Raw genomic sequence first — 14,475 nt, 5'->3', positions numbered from 1 at the left:
GAGCATAATTTATCATTAATAAACTATTCGTATATTTGGTAAGTTTGTGTAAAATCAAAAATTATCTTTAATGAAAAAGCTAAATATTGGAATACTTGCCTTTTCTGGTTTGGTATTTTTAAACTCGTGTGGTACGACAAAAACTGCCGAAACTCAAAAACCTGAAGCGATGAAAGAAGTAGTTGTAAATCCGGTGAAAAAAGAGGAAGTAAAAGAAGAAGGACTCAATTTGTCTTATATGGACAAAGCTGTTCGTCCGCAAGATGATTTTTTTAGCTATGTGAACGGAAATTGGGTGAAAACCACTCAGATTCCTTCAGATAAAGCGAGTTGGGGTTCTTTCAATGCCTTGAGAGAAAATGTGGATGATGCTTCTTTGGATATTTTAAACAAAATTTTATCCGAAAATTATACAGCAGGTTCTGAAGGACAGAAAATTCAGAACTTGTACGCTTCTTTTATGGATACTGCTAAAAGAAATGCAGACGGTTTAGCTCCTATCAAAGGAGATTTGGCAAAAATTGATGCCATTAAAAACCTGAACGATCTTCAAAAATATCTGTTGGAAGCTACAAAACTGGGAGACAATTCTTTCTATGGATGGAGAGTAGGAGCAGATATGAAGAATTCTACTATGAATGCAGTATATCTTGGCGGTCCGGATCTAGGTTTAGGAAGAGATTACTATCAAAAAGTAAACGAAGCCAACACGAAAACATTAGCCGAATATCAATCTTATGTTGGGAAACTGTTCGGAGTTTTAGGATATAAAAACTCTGATGCTGCAGCAAAAAATGTAGTGGATTTTGAAAAGAAATTGGCGAATTATCTATTAACGCTTGAGCAAAACAGAGATGCTAATTTAAGATACAATCCAAAAAATGTATCAGAGCTGCCTGCGTTGGTTAAAAACATCAACCTTCCGAAATATTTAAAAGACGCCGGAGTAAATACCCATAAAGTAATCGTCGGCGAATTGAAATATTATCAGAATATGGATTCGTTCCTTACACAGAATAACCTTCCTTTAGTAAAAGACTATCTGAAATACCACCTGATCAACGGGAATGCAAGTAATCTTGATGATAATTTAGAGCAGATCAGATTCGATTTCTATTCTAAATATCTTCAGGGGCAAAAAGAGCAGCGCCCGATGAATAAAAGAGGACTTTCTCTTGTAAACGGAGTTCTTGGCGAAGCTTTTGGGAAATTATACGTTGAAAAATACTTTACGCCTGAGGCAAAAGCTCAGATGGAAACCTATATCGACTATCTTTTGAAATCATTCAAAAAACATATCAATGATATGGACTGGATGTCTCCTGAAACAAAAGTAAAAGCTCAGGAAAAACTGTCCAAATTCACGGTAAAAATTGCTTATCCTGACAAATGGAAAGACTATACTCAGTTAAAAGTAGAATCTCCAAAATCAGGTGCCACTTTATATTCCAACCTACAGAACGTTTCAGCTTGGCAATATCAGAAAAACTTAGACAAAGTAGGAAAACCAGTTGACAAGACAGAATGGGGAATGACTCCGCAAACAGTAAATGCTTACTATAACGGTTCAAATAACGAAATCGTTTTCCCTGCTGCGATTCTACAGCCGCCTTTCTACAATCCGAAAGCAGATGCTGCAGTTAATTTTGGAGGAATTGGTGCCGTTATCGGTCACGAAATCTCTCACGGATTTGACGACAGTGGTTCAAGATTCGACGGAGATGGTAACTTAAATAACTGGTGGACGGATGCAGACCGTAAGAACTTTGATGCAAAAGTAGGTCAGTTGGCAGCACAATATAGCAGCTACGAACCGGTAAAAGGAAGCTTTGTAAACGGTAAATTTACAAGTGGTGAAAATATCGGAGACTTAGGAGGAGTTGCTGTAGCTTACGATGCGCTTCAGATGTATCTTAAAGACAAAGGAAATCCGGGATTAATTAGCGGATTTACCCAAGATCAGAGATTCTTTATGAGCTGGGCAACTGTTTGGAGAACCAAAGCTACGGAACAATATATGGTGAATCAGGTGAAAACAGACCCACACTCTCCGGGAATTTTCAGAGCATTTGGTCCGTTGGTGAATCAGGATGCATTCATTAAAGCATTTGATATAAAACCAGGTGATAAAATGTATAAAGCGCCAGAAGAAAGAATAAAAATTTGGTAATATAACCAAGCAATTGTTAGAAAGAAAAACGCATCAGAAATGGTGCGTTTTTTGTTTATTTTTCATAGTTTAGTGACTTCATAAAGTGATAATAATAAGATACTTAATGATAAGAGTTATTAAATATTTCAAGAAAAAATCTTAACAAAATTTTGTATGTTACAGTTTTTTTTTAAATTTAAACTTTGGATTGGACAATTGTTTGATTCAGATAAAACCAATTCACACCAAAACAGAAAATCTCAAAATATTAATAATATGGCAATGTTTAATTATGGTGTTGGCGGAAACGAAGTAAAAGTAGACGCTAATGAAGCTATTCAGGAAATACAGGAAAATAAATCTCTGATAGTAAGCCAGCTTACAACCGACGAATCTTATACCCCTGAAATTGTAACAGGATTAAAAACTGTGGATGATGTCTTCAAACATTTCCAACCTTCTGTAAATGTACAGCATGAAACAGAAGACGGCAATATAGTGGAAGAAGAATTCCGTTTTCAAAATCTTGCGGATTTCACTCCCAAAAATCTTACTCAGAAATCAGATTATTTGCAGCAGCTCAGCATGGAGCAGGAGCAATATAATAAAATTGTTCGCCAGCTAAAGACGAATAAAATTCTGCGTAACATGTTAGAAAATGATCAGACAAGAGCTGCATTTGTGGAAGTGTTGAAAGAAGTGGCACAAGAACTTGAAAAATAATTTTAAAGACTTTACATTACATCATGGATAGTAAATTACAGGCAGCTGAAAGCCAACAACAAGGACAACAGCAACACGCGGGACAACCAAAAGGAAATCCTCTTGCCGAGCTCAATAAAATAGGAGGCTTCGGTTTTGTTGAATCTGTTGTAGATGGCATCGCCAACATGAATCCTACAAGAAAAGCTAGGAAAGAAATCTTCCTTAACGATAATAACAAAGGAGACGAAAGAAAAGAATTGCTACAAAAGATCAACCTTTGGGTGAATCTTTTAGAAGGCAACGAGTCTGCAGATAAAATGGCAGATACCTGCAAAAATAAAGCACAAAACGCAGATCAAAGCCTAAAAACAAATCTGAAAAATACATTAGATGCTGTTCGATTATTAGAAACTAATTACAGAACGGTTGCTCAGTTTTATAAAAATACAGAGCTTGATAAAGTAGATAATGTAAGCATTGTGAATGCAAGCTTAGATCAGGTTTCAGACTTAGATAATCCGTTATATATTGATGCGATTGCAGAAGAATTTAAGAACTATTACGACCGTTTAGATCTTAGAGATAACTACTCAATTCTTGCGATTCCTGGGTATTTGGGATCAAACAAAGTGATTGAAAAGTGGGCGAAAATCTGTAACGAAAACAAGGTAATGATGGTTACAGACTTTGCAAACCTTGACAAACCGGACGATGTGGTAGATTTATTCCATTCTGCAAACCTTACAGGAGGCGAATTGCACAGAAGTAACGTGATTATGACGTGTAACTGGCTTGTTGGTCGTGGAAAAGCAGAAGAAGTAGGCGAAGAAGAAAATGTAGAACTTCCACCTTCAACTTCATTAGCAGGGAAAATTCATAAAACACTGATGTCTCAGGTTGCAGCAGGTAAAAAACACGGGAATATCAACGAAGTAGATGCTGTAAAATTCGAGTTGAAGAAAAGTGAAATTTCTCAGTTAGAAAAAATGGGATTGGTTCCTATGGTCAATGAATACGGTAAAATCATGGCGTTCTCCGCAAAAACATTATTTACAGGAGATAATATCGGGCTTCAGACCTATTCGGTGGTTCGTGTATTCGACTATGTAACTAAAGTTTTACTGGATTTCTTAAACAGAAGAGCTTTTGAAAACTGGAATGCAAGAAACGAAGACGATTTGAGAAGACAAATTGTGACTTTCCTAGACGGTATCAAAGGACCGGATAAACTGATCGAGAAATTTAAAATTGTTCGTTTTGAGCAAGACAAAGTAAACAAAGACAGAGTTTGGTTAGATATTCGTTTGACGCCTTATTTCCCTACCAAAAGTTTCGTTATTAAACTAGACGGACACAAAGGAGATGACGGAAACGAATGGGATGCTGAATACTCACAAGAATAATACAACAACACTTAATAATTGATGAAAAACCGATGCTATACAAACATCGGTTTTTCTATATCAAACCACCAAAAATCAGATGAATATGAAAATGATAAGCTTTTTATCAGTATTTTTCATAGCACTTGTCGTGAGCTGTGAAGAAAAACAGCCACAGATTGAACATAAAGTCGATCTTTTTGCAGATGAAAGACAAGAAGGCAAAGCTTATGTCATGAACGAAGACGAATGTTTTGACGCTAGTGAAATAGTGATTGCTACATCAAAAATCAAACTTACAGACAACTCTTCAGGTCGTGGAAAACCCATTTTTATTTATAAAGTTGATTCCGGAACTGTATTAAAAGCAACACGAGATTCAGTAATCACTTATCCGCTTCAGTTTTTGTCTAATCAAAAATTAGTGCTAAAAAAAGATTCGGCAATCTATGTGTATCTGAAAAAACTTGAAGGCTTTCGATTTATTGCAGAAGAAAAACACCTTAAATATCAGTGGGTGAAAGGAGCTCCCATTTTTGAAGTCAAAAAATAAAGTATCTTTGCCACCATAAAAATGAGCAGGATTTTTGGAAAAGAATAGCAATAGTTCAGACTTTCAGCATATCGGTAATACGCTTCTTCGTTGGTATAAAAACAATGCAAGAGATTTGCCTTTCAGGAAAACAACAGACCCTTATAAAATTTGGATTTGTGAAATCGTTTTTCAGCAAACCAGAATAAATCAGGGGCTAAATCATTACAATAATTTTATCAAAAGATTTCCGGATGTAAAAACATTGGCAGAAGCTGATGAAGATGAGGTTTTACTACATTGGAAAGGATTAGGATATTATTCAAGAGCGATCAATATTCATAAGGCTGCCAAACAGATTATGACCGATTATCAAGGTGTTTTCCCTTCCGAGTATGAAGGAATTTTGAAACTGAAAGGAGTAGGGAAATATACTGCTGCTGCGGTTTCAAGTATTTGCTTTAACGGAAAAATGCCTGCAGTTGACGGGAATTTTTATAGAGTTCTAAGTCGTTTTTTCGCTGATGATTTCGATATATCCAATTCTAGGGCTTTCAATTACTTTTCCGAACTGGCAACTTTAATTATGCCTGAAAAAGTCGGAGATTTCAATCAGGCCATGATGGATTTAGGCTCAGAAATCTGTAAGCCTAAAAATCCTCTTTGTGGAGAATGTCCTGTAGACACGGATTGCATCGCTTTTTCTTTAGATAAAATTTCTTCTTTTCCAGTAAAAACAAAAAAAGTAAAAGCAGAAAATCTTCAATTAACCTATTACTTTGTTCACAGAAACGGGGAGTTCTTAATTCAGCAAAGAAAAGATGACTTTATCTGGAAAAAGTTGTTTGAATTTTTACCTGAAATTTCTGAGGAACTGCAATCTTTCATTAAAGGAGTAAAAAATATTAATCATAAGCTGACCCATAAGAATTTATCGATAGAAATTTTTGATGTTGAAGTAACTTCAACATCCGTTTGGGAGGCTCTGAAAGATTCAAATCAGTATTTAATTTCTGACTTTGAAAACTTCCACGAAAAGTCGTTTCCAAAACCTTTGGAAAACTATATTCAAAACTCATTGAAAGACTGAAATTTGTCTTTCAAAATCTGAAATCTAATTTGTACTTTTGCAAAATGATTAAAAACATCATTTTTATTTTTATAGCCTTAGTTTTAGTGTCTTGTGGAAAAGACTCTGTTCCCAAACCATATGGAGAACTTCGTTTGGAGTATCCTGCTCCAAAATATCAAAAATTTGAGAGCAACTGTGCATACACTTTCGAATATTCAGATTTTGCTAAAATTACCGATGCTAAAAAGCCTTGTTGGTATTATCTGAACTATCCTAAAATGAAAGCTAAGGTATTTATAACCTATTTTCCGATTAAAAATGATTTCGTAGATCATTTGAAAGAAGCAGAAAAAATGGTGTATGAGCATACGGTGAAAGCCAGCTCTATAGACACAAAATCATTTGAATATCCTGAGAAAAAAGTCTTTGGTAATTTTTATGAACTGAAAGGGCAAAGTGCTTCCAATCTGCAGTTCTACGCTACAGACAGTACAAAACATTTTGTAACGGGGTATCTTTACTTCAATACAAGACCAAAACCCGATTCTTTGGCTCCGGCTGTAAATTATATCAAAGAGGATATGAAGCACTTGCTGGAAACATTCGAATGGAAAAATTAAAATTCTTAAAATTTACATTAAAACATATATGAAACTTTTAGTTGTAGGAAGTGTTGCATTTGATGCAATTGAAACACCATTTGGTAAGACAGATAAAATATTAGGAGGTGCAGCCACTTATATCGGAATCACATCTTCTATTTTAGGAGTGAAATCCGGAATCGTTTCTGTAGTAGGAGGAGATTTCCCTCAGGAATATCTTGATATGTTTACAAACAGAGATGTAAATATCGAAGGACTTGAAGTCGTAAAAGAAGGAAAAACATTCTTCTGGGCAGGAAAATATCATAATGATTTAAATACTAGAGATACTTTAGCTACTGAAGTAAACGTGTTGGAGAATTTTGATCCTAAAATTCCGGATTCTATGCAGGATGCTGAGATTTTATTATTAGGAAACCTTCACCCGGGAGTTCAGTTGTCTGTTCTTGAAAAAATGAACAAACGTCCAAAACTGGTAATTCTTGATACGATGAACTTCTGGATGGATTCTGCTTGGGATATCTTGATGGATATGATTGCTAAAACAGACGTAATTACAATCAATGACGAAGAAGCAAGACAGCTTTCAGGAGAATATTCTTTAGTAAAAGCAGCTAAAAAAATCCATACAATGGGTCCAAAATATGTGATCATTAAAAAAGGAGAGCATGGTGCTTTACTTTTCCATGATAACAATGTTTTTGCAATTCCTGCGTTACCGTTAGAAGAAGTATTCGATCCAACAGGAGCGGGAGATACTTTTGCAGGAGGTTTTGCAGCTTACCTTGCTAAAAAAGATAAGATTGATTTTGAAACGATGAAATCTGCATTAATTGTGGGATCTGCAATGGCATCATTTACTGTTGAAAAATTCGGAACTGAAAGAATTCAGGAAGTAAGCGAAGCAGATATGTTCAGCAGATTGAGACAATTCAAAGAATTAACAACTTTTGATGTTGAACTACAATAAATAAAGCTTTTTAAGAAATATTTATAATAAAAAATTTAGTCTAATTGATTAAGAATTCTAAATTTGCAACTTGTTTAAAATAGTAAAATGATAAATAAACTAAAAATCACTTTTCTTTTTGGGATTTTCGTGCTGATGTTTTCTACAAATGTGACGGCTCAACTTAAGAAGGGTCAGTTAATAGACGGTATTGCAGCGGTAATTGGAGATGAGATCGTTCTGGAATCTGATGTAGAAGAGCAAATGAATTATGGAAAGCAGCAGGGAGTTGCCAACGTAGATAAATGTGAGTTTTTGGAGAACTTAATTAATAATAAACTTTTAGTATATGAAGCTAAAAGAGATACATTAATAGAAAATAGATCTGCAGCTTTAAAAGAAGGGGCAAATGCAAAATATCAGCAGTTACTTTCTCAGTTCCCGGACGAGAAAACAATGTTGGCAGCTTATAAGTTTAGAAACGGTTATGAGATGAAAAACGTAATCGAGAAGATAGATACTGACCAATATTACGGACAGGCTAAATATCAGAGAATTACAGAAAAAGCTGACGTTACGCCAAATGAAGTGACTGACTTCTATAATATGTTCAAAACACAGTTGCCGGAAATTAAAGACGAAGTGTCTTTAGGGCAAATCATGATGTATCCTAAATTAACGGAAGCTCATAAAGAAGATTTAATCAAAAGACTTAAAAAAGTAAAACAAGACATTCTTGGAGGTGAAACTTTTGAAAGTCAGGCAAGAATATACTCTGAAGATCCAGGTTCTGCACCGAATGGAGGATTGATGAAAAACATCTATAAAGGTCAAATGGTGAAGCCTTTCGAAGCAGCAGCATTAAACCTGCAGGAAGGGGAAATCTCAGATCCTGTAGAATCTGAATTTGGTTACCACATTATCCAATTGGTGAAGAAATCAGGTAAAATGTATGAAGCAAGACACATCTTATTGATGGCTACTCCTACAGACGAAGAAGTTGCTACAGCTAAGAAGAAATTAGACAGTATCAGAACTCTTATTGCAGATGGAAAAATTAGCTTTAAAGATGCTGCGTTCAGATTTTCAGATGACAAGAGAACTAAATTTAACGGAGGATTGGTTCCAGGAGCAGATGGTTCAAGTAAAATTGAAAGAGAAAGCATTCCGGGAGTAATTACTTATGAATTAGCTGGTCTTAAGAAAGGAGATATCACTACAGCTTTTGAAGATGACGAAAACAAAAGAAAAGTAGTGAAAATCATCAAAATTGAAGATGAAATTCCTACTCACAAGATTACTTTAGAAACAGACTACGACAGAATAAAACAGATGGCTCTTAATAAAAAGAAAAATGAAATGATTGAGAAGTTTGTCAATTCCAAATTGCCGACAACCTTTATTTCAATAGATGGCCGTTACGATTCTTGTAGTTTTAAAGGAAACTGGAAAAAAGAATCTCTTAAAAAATAAGTAAAAAACCTTCAGATTTTTCTGAAGGTTTTTTTCTGCAAAAAAGTGCCGAAACACTTTGCAGAAGCCTTGTTTTTAGTATTTTTACAACATGAGCAATTTTATAGATTTCAATTCGGCTAAAAAACTTCACGAAATGCAGCAAAGTCAAAATAGAATTACACAACTATTTAATATACAATATCCTATTATTCAGGCAGGGATGATTTGGCATTCCGGTTGGAGACTTGCTTCTGCGGTTTCTAATTGCGGGGGATTGGGATTAATCGGAGCGGGAAGCATGTATCCTGATATTTTAAGAGAAAATATTCAGAAATGTAAACAGGCTACAGATAAACCATTTGGTGTAAACGTTCCTATGCTGTACCCGAATTTGGATGAAGTCATTCATATTATTTTGGAAGAAGGAGTGAAGATTGTCTTTACCTCAGCCGGAAACCCGAAAACCTATACAGAAGCCCTTCAAAAAGAAGGATTGAAAGTTGCTCACGTAGTTTCGTCCACAAAATTTGCTATGAAATGTGAAGATGCAGGAGTAGATGCCGTAGTTGCTGAAGGTTTTGAAGCCGGAGGTCACAACGGAAGAGATGAAACCACAACGTTTTGTTTAATTCCAAATGTGAGAAAACATATCTCAAAACCATTAATTGCAGCTGGTGGAATTGCATTAGGTTCTCAGATGAAAGCAGCGATGATTCTTGGTGCAGATGGTGTTCAGATTGGGTCTCGCTTTGCCGCAACAACTGAGGCAAGTGCCCATGACAATTGGAAACATAAAATTACTGAACTTCAGGAAGGAGATACCCATTTAACATTAAAAGAACTGGCGCCTGTAAGAATGGTGAAAAATAAGTTTTTTAATGAATTGGAAGATATCTATAACGTAGGAAGAAACAAAGAGTCTCTGATCGCTTCTCTGGGTCGTGCAAGAGCTAAGAAAGGAATGTTTGAAGGTGATATGGAAGAAGGAGAGCTGGAAATAGGGCAGGTTTCCGCTTTAATTGATGATATTCTTCCTGTAGATGTTGTATTTAGAAATTTATTAAAAGAATTTGAAGAAGCAAATAATCCAAGCTTATAGAGCAAGCCAAATAGTAGTTAATTAAATAACAAAAAGCATAAAAATCTTAACCATTAAGAACTTTAAGAGGTTTAGAGTATTAAGATCAGCCTGCTGCTTAAGAAGATCTATAGATTTCTATCTTAACTCTGCTTAAAAATTTAATTCTCCTTAATGGTTAAAATAAAATTTAAAGTTTCTAAAAAATGGAAGGGAAAATAGTTGATGTAAACGGTAAAAAACTTTATATAGAATACAATAATTCATTTGAAAAAAGGCCTACTATTGTCTTTTTACATGACTCTTTAGGATCTGCACAACTTTGGAGGGATTTTCCTGCAAAATTATCCGAAGCTACTCAATGTAACGTTTTGGTCTATGATCGTTTAGGATATGGGAAATCTTTTCCGATGCCAACTCACGAAAGAGAAAACAATTACATGGAGACAGAATCAGACATTCTGAATGATCTGTTAGATGAATTAAAGATCAATGATGTTATTCTTTTCGGACATAGTGATGGAGGGACTATCGCATTGATTACAGCTTCAAAATATCCAGAAAAGATTAGAGCTACCATTTGTGAAGCCGGACATATTTTCGTGGAAGATGTGACGGTAAAAGGAGTGAAAGATGCTTTAGAAGCTTATCAAACGACCAATCTTCCGGAACGTTTACAAAAATACCATGGTGATAAAGTTGAAATGATCGTAAAAGCTTGGACAGAAATTTGGCTGAGCGAAAAATTCAGGAGCTGGAACATTGAATATCTATTGAAAAATATCAAAAGTCCGTTACTATTTATTCAGGGAGAAGCCGATGAATACGGAACATTGGATCAGGTTGAAAAAACAATTTCGCAAGTAAGCGGAAGTGCCGAAAAATTCATTATTCCCAATATTGGACATACTCCGCATAAGGAAACTCCGGATGTTGTTTTGAATAAAGCACTCGAGTTTATTGACGAAATCATTAGTCGCTAAAATAACCAATTGAAAAGTTTCAGGCATAAAAATTCCCCTTCTTTGAAGGAGATAATTATAAATTATCAATTTCCCATTGGATATTTTTCTTCGCCTGTTCCTCATATTTTTCCATGAAATAATCTGTTTTAAAAATGTTTTCCATTGCTAGGAAATGTTTCAGAACCTTTTTTCTTCCCGGCTTATAAAGAAAATCAGGATAAATAGAATATTCCTTTCTGATCTTTTGAGTATAATTCATATAAGTTTCCCAATTTTTTCCAAGAACAGAAAGATCAGCATCCAGAAGATAATTTAGATCCTTATCTTCAGAAATTTGATGAGTTTTAGTAGCTAAAATTTGGTGATAAACTTGAGAAATATCTTGCTCTTGAAAGCCTAATTGTTGAAGTCTTACTTTCGCAAAATCGGCGCTTTTTTCCTCATTAGATTTTGAAGAAGCATCATAAATAACATCGTGATAAAAAACAGAGAATGAAATGTTTGAATAATCTGAAATATCGTTCTTTATAAAATCAAGCTCAGAAAACATATTCTCCAGATGATCAAGATTATGATAATGTCTGCTTTTTTGAGAATAATTTTTTTCAATCTCAATCCACAGCTTTTCAATAAGTTTTTGATCCTGAGTAAACGGTAAACAATTTTCTGAAAACCTTTCTTTCAAATTCATATCTGCGTTTTTTATATAAAAAAAGGAACTTTAAAAAGTTCCTTGATTTGCTTCAATTGTTGCTTTTAGGTCTGCCCAACCGCCACCATTGTAGCCGTCTTGTAACCCTTGAGTAGTTAAATATTCTAATGCTTTTCCGCTTCTGTTTCCGCTTCTGCAGAATAGGATAACCGGTTTTTCGATAGAAAGAATTTCATCCTGTCTGTCTTCTACCTCTCCCAAGGGGATGTTTTTTGCACCATCTATATTACCGTCCATTTCCAATTCCATTGGCTCACGAACGTCGATCAATTCATAATTTCCTGATTTTATTACTTCTGCTAAAGACATAATTACTAATATTTTAGAGTTAAAAAATATAAAATGGATGTTTGTAAAGATGCATACCTTTGCACAATCATCCAAAGTCAAAACAAATTTATAAAATAATCTTAGTTTTGCAATGCGAAATTATGAATTCAAATGCCGAAAAATATTCACAGCTCATTAAAGCCAAAGCAAAAAGTTTTGGTTTTCAAAACTGTGGAATTTCGAAGGCTGATTTTTTGGAAGAAGATGCTCCGAATCTTGAAAAATGGCTGAAAAATAATTTCCATGGAGAAATGAAATACATGGAAAATCATTTTGATAAAAGGCTGGACCCCAGATTATTGGTAGAAGGTTCAAAATCTGTGATTTCCCTTTCCTATAATTACTTTCCCGAAGAGAAAATTTCGGCATTAGAGAATTTTAAGATCTCAAAATATGCGTATGCAGAAGATTACCATGAGGTGATTAAAGAAATTCTTCGTGATATGGTGGCTGAACTGCATGACGAGATCGGGGAGTTCGGATTTCGTGTTTTTGTAGATTCTGCACCGGTGTTGGAAAGAAGTTGGGCAAAAAAAGCAGGAATAGGCTGGGTAGGGAAAAATGCCAATTTAATTACCAAGCAAAGCGGCTCATTTTATTTTTTGGCGGAAATTATCTGTGATTTGGAACTCGTACCGGATCATCCCGTTACCGATCATTGCGGAAGTTGCCGAAAATGTATCGATGCCTGTCCTACCAACGCTATTATTTCTGAAAAAATCATTGATGGAAGCAAATGTATCTCGTACGCAACCATAGAATTGAAAAATGAAATTCCGGATTATTTTAAAGATAAAATGGATGACTGGATGTTCGGTTGTGATGTGTGTCAAGATGTTTGCCCATGGAACCGATTTTCAGCTCCCAATGCACAAACTAAGTTTCAGCCGAATGAAGCTTTAAAAAACTTTAAAAAAGGTGAGTGGAAAGAACTTACTCAGGAATTATTCTCCGAAATCTTCAGGAAATCACCTGTAAAGCGGACAAAATATGCAGGTCTGAAAAGAAATATTGAGTTTTTAGACAAATCTTCAGAGAAAAAATAGGGTGTTTTTTGGTGACAAATCCTCGTTCGGAATTATTGAGTTCCAAAACAAGGAGAGTTGTTCGGCCATGCCTTAAAATTTTATATCTTAAGGAGGTGGAGATTTATGGGTGTAAAAGCCCTTCTAAAAAAGAAAAATTGACTTCCGGGGAGTAAATCTCACCAAAAATCAACGTCTTTTTTGTACTCTTTTAGGGGCAACTTTTACTCTAACTTTAAATCTCTTTTGGGATTTGGAAGATTTGTGCATATTTGTGATATTTTGTACTTAAATTTAATCAAATTTTCATTTAAAAACAAATATATTTACCAAACTTGAATGTTAAATTTCATTAATATAAAGCATGAATGTAAAAAAAATGATAATCCTGTTATTAAAAATACTTGGAACTGTTTTAGGAGTTGTTATTCTTTATGTTGTTTTAGGATATCTCCTGCCTTTTATTGAGGTTTCTGCAAAAGATGACAGGCAAAAGAAAGAAATACCGATATACATCTATACCAATGGAGTTCATACTGATATTGTAATGCCTGTAAAGAATGATATGAAGGACTGGAGCGTGATGCTTCCTTTTAATAATATCAAATCGAAACAGACAGATTATAATTATATAGGAGTCGGGTGGGGAGACAAAGGTTTTTATCTTGATACGCCTACTTGGGCAGATCTGAAGTTTTCTACGGCTTTTAAAGCTGCATTCTGGCTGAGCGAATCGGCAATGCACTGTACGTATTACAGAGAAATGAAAGAAGCCGCAGACTGTAAGAAAATCATGATTAGCAGAAACCAGTATCAGAAATTAATTCAGTTTGTGGATGGCAAGTTTGATAAAGATGAAAATGGTAAGTCTATTGTAATTCCTACCGATGCAGTGTACGGAGATAATGATGCTTTTTACGATGCCAAAGGAAAATACAGTTTCTTGTATACCTGTAACACTTGGGCAAATGATGCACTGAAGGCTGCGGAACAGAAAGCCGCATTCTGGACACCTTCTGATTACGGTATATTTCTACATTATAAATAAAGAACAAATGCTTCCGGAAACGGAAGCATTTTATTTTTCTAGCGCTTATAATTCCTGTTCAAGGATCGCTACGATTTTATCAATCACATCCTGTTTTTGGGCTTTCTTCCCATAAGTAGGTTTAGGTTCAGCAACAATGTTTTGTTGTTTCCTGTCAAAAAGAGCATAAAGATCCAGATCCGGATGGGTTTCAATATACCATGCTAAAAAATTAAGAGGCATTGCATTCTTTCCCGAGAAATAAAGCTGTATAGATTGTGGTGTCACCCCATAAGCAGCCGCAATCTCCTTCATGGTTTCTCCTTTCTCTTTGCTGTATTCTCGTATCTTCTGGTATATTTTCATATTAGGTAAGTTTTTTTCAATCAAAACAATTGTATATTGTAAAAACAATGAATTATTGTTTATTTTGATATATAATTGTATATTTGTCTTGCAAATTAATTTGCGGTAAGACACAAAATTACG

Annotated in this window: 15 protein-coding genes; 12 read left to right on the top strand and 3 right to left on the bottom strand. The window is 34.8% G+C overall.

All coding sequences use genetic code 11. The features are described from left to right. Positions 1-70: 70 nt before the first annotated feature. The 10 genes from RM51_RS18355 (at position 71) to RM51_RS18310 (ending at position 10,910) form a co-directional block, all read left to right on the top strand. Positions 71-2,170 (top strand): M13 family metallopeptidase, encoded by a 2,100-nt coding sequence (locus tag RM51_RS18355; RefSeq protein ID WP_039372999.1) that lies wholly within the window; start codon positions 71-73, stop codon positions 2,168-2,170. 156 nt (positions 2,171-2,326) lie between these two features. Further along, the gene (locus tag RM51_RS18350; protein WP_084111225.1) at positions 2,327-2,875 is read left to right on the top strand and encodes a type VI secretion system contractile sheath small subunit; all 549 of its coding nucleotides are present in this window, start codon (positions 2,327-2,329) and stop codon (positions 2,873-2,875) included. 23 nt (positions 2,876-2,898) lie between these two features. Beyond that, positions 2,899-4,260, top strand: coding sequence for a DUF5458 family protein (locus tag RM51_RS18345; RefSeq protein ID WP_039372997.1), 1,362 nt, complete (start codon positions 2,899-2,901; stop codon positions 4,258-4,260). An 85-nt stretch (positions 4,261-4,345) separates the two neighbouring features. Beyond that, positions 4,346-4,792: a hypothetical protein gene (locus RM51_RS18340; protein WP_131667101.1), complete on the top strand. Its 447-nt coding sequence runs from the start codon at positions 4,346-4,348 to the stop codon at positions 4,790-4,792. Positions 4,793-4,826: 34 nt separating this feature from the next. Beyond that, positions 4,827-5,861 carry an A/G-specific adenine glycosylase gene (gene mutY, locus RM51_RS18335; protein WP_039372992.1) on the top strand — a complete coding sequence of 345 codons (1,035 nt, stop codon included), beginning with the start codon at positions 4,827-4,829 and terminating at the stop codon, positions 5,859-5,861. Between the two features lie 44 nt (positions 5,862-5,905). Continuing rightward, positions 5,906-6,463 carry a gliding motility lipoprotein GldD gene (gene gldD, locus RM51_RS18330; protein ID WP_039372990.1) on the top strand — a complete coding sequence of 186 codons (558 nt, stop codon included), beginning with the start codon at positions 5,906-5,908 and terminating at the stop codon, positions 6,461-6,463. A gap of 28 nt (positions 6,464-6,491) precedes the next feature. Next, complete coding sequence (locus tag RM51_RS18325) at positions 6,492-7,415, top strand: PfkB family carbohydrate kinase (RefSeq protein WP_039372988.1); 924 nt, start codon at positions 6,492-6,494, stop codon at positions 7,413-7,415. Between the two features lie 87 nt (positions 7,416-7,502). Then, on the top strand, positions 7,503-8,867 hold the full coding sequence (locus RM51_RS18320) for a peptidylprolyl isomerase (RefSeq protein ID WP_039372985.1): 1,365 nt from the start codon (positions 7,503-7,505) through the stop codon (positions 8,865-8,867). 91 nt (positions 8,868-8,958) lie between these two features. Beyond that, the gene (locus RM51_RS18315) at positions 8,959-9,948 is read left to right on the top strand and encodes an NAD(P)H-dependent flavin oxidoreductase (protein ID WP_228375832.1); all 990 of its coding nucleotides are present in this window, start codon (positions 8,959-8,961) and stop codon (positions 9,946-9,948) included. Positions 9,949-10,133: 185 nt separating this feature from the next. Further along, a complete protein-coding gene (locus RM51_RS18310; protein WP_039372984.1) occupies positions 10,134-10,910 on the top strand; it encodes an alpha/beta fold hydrolase in 777 nt (258 codons plus the stop codon). A gap of 55 nt (positions 10,911-10,965) precedes the next feature. Here RM51_RS18310 and RM51_RS18305 read toward each other — a convergent pair whose 3' ends face one another. Then, positions 10,966-11,583 carry an HD domain-containing protein gene (locus RM51_RS18305; protein ID WP_052248571.1) on the bottom strand — a complete coding sequence of 206 codons (618 nt, stop codon included), beginning with the start codon at positions 11,581-11,583 and terminating at the stop codon, positions 10,966-10,968. Positions 11,584-11,613: 30 nt separating this feature from the next. Beyond that, on the bottom strand, positions 11,614-11,913 hold the full coding sequence (locus RM51_RS18300) for a rhodanese-like domain-containing protein (RefSeq protein WP_039372981.1): 300 nt from the start codon (positions 11,911-11,913) through the stop codon (positions 11,614-11,616). A gap of 122 nt (positions 11,914-12,035) precedes the next feature. Between RM51_RS18300 and queG the strand changes: the two genes are divergently transcribed. Next, positions 12,036-12,980, top strand: a complete 945-nt coding sequence (gene queG, locus RM51_RS18295) for a tRNA epoxyqueuosine(34) reductase QueG (RefSeq protein WP_039372979.1) — start codon at positions 12,036-12,038, stop codon at positions 12,978-12,980. Between the two features lie 358 nt (positions 12,981-13,338). After that, a complete protein-coding gene (locus RM51_RS18290) occupies positions 13,339-14,007 on the top strand; it encodes a TIGR02117 family protein (protein ID WP_039373120.1) in 669 nt (222 codons plus the stop codon). 45 nt (positions 14,008-14,052) lie between these two features. On the opposite strand, the gene RM51_RS18285 is transcribed toward RM51_RS18290, so the two are convergent. Further along, complete coding sequence (locus RM51_RS18285) at positions 14,053-14,352, bottom strand: helix-turn-helix transcriptional regulator (protein WP_039372977.1); 300 nt, start codon at positions 14,350-14,352, stop codon at positions 14,053-14,055. Between the last annotated feature and the right edge of the window lie 123 nt (positions 14,353-14,475).

Origin of the sequence: Chryseobacterium taiwanense (assembly GCF_000813825.1) — a bacterium.
GTDB classification, from domain to species: domain Bacteria; phylum Bacteroidota; class Bacteroidia; order Flavobacteriales; family Weeksellaceae; genus Chryseobacterium; species Chryseobacterium taiwanense.
This window is presented reverse-complemented; position numbering and strand designations above follow the sequence as displayed.

Bases quoted from the DNA above. Each gene is read 5' to 3' on its own strand.
- RM51_RS18355 (WP_039372999.1), top strand. From the start codon at position 71: ATGAAAAAGCTAAATATTGGAATACTTGCCTTTTCTGGTTTGGTATTT.
- RM51_RS18350 (WP_084111225.1), top strand. From the start codon at position 2,327: ATGTTACAGTTTTTTTTTAAATTTAAACTTTGGATTGGACAATTGTTT.
- RM51_RS18345 (WP_039372997.1), top strand. From the start codon at position 2,899: ATGGATAGTAAATTACAGGCAGCTGAAAGCCAACAACAAGGACAACAG.
- RM51_RS18340 (WP_131667101.1), top strand. From the start codon at position 4,346: ATGAAAATGATAAGCTTTTTATCAGTATTTTTCATAGCACTTGTCGTG.
- gldD (WP_039372990.1), top strand. From the start codon at position 5,906: ATGATTAAAAACATCATTTTTATTTTTATAGCCTTAGTTTTAGTGTCT.
- RM51_RS18325 (WP_039372988.1), top strand. From the start codon at position 6,492: ATGAAACTTTTAGTTGTAGGAAGTGTTGCATTTGATGCAATTGAAACA.
- RM51_RS18320 (WP_039372985.1), top strand. From the start codon at position 7,503: ATGATAAATAAACTAAAAATCACTTTTCTTTTTGGGATTTTCGTGCTG.
- RM51_RS18315 (WP_228375832.1), top strand. From the start codon at position 8,959: ATGAGCAATTTTATAGATTTCAATTCGGCTAAAAAACTTCACGAAATG.
- RM51_RS18310 (WP_039372984.1), top strand. From the start codon at position 10,134: ATGGAAGGGAAAATAGTTGATGTAAACGGTAAAAAACTTTATATAGAA.
- RM51_RS18305 (WP_052248571.1), bottom strand. From the start codon at position 11,583: ATGAATTTGAAAGAAAGGTTTTCAGAAAATTGTTTACCGTTTACTCAG.
- RM51_RS18300 (WP_039372981.1), bottom strand. From the start codon at position 11,913: ATGTCTTTAGCAGAAGTAATAAAATCAGGAAATTATGAATTGATCGAC.
- queG (WP_039372979.1), top strand. From the start codon at position 12,036: ATGAATTCAAATGCCGAAAAATATTCACAGCTCATTAAAGCCAAAGCA.
- RM51_RS18290 (WP_039373120.1), top strand. From the start codon at position 13,339: ATGATAATCCTGTTATTAAAAATACTTGGAACTGTTTTAGGAGTTGTT.
- RM51_RS18285 (WP_039372977.1), bottom strand. From the start codon at position 14,352: ATGAAAATATACCAGAAGATACGAGAATACAGCAAAGAGAAAGGAGAA.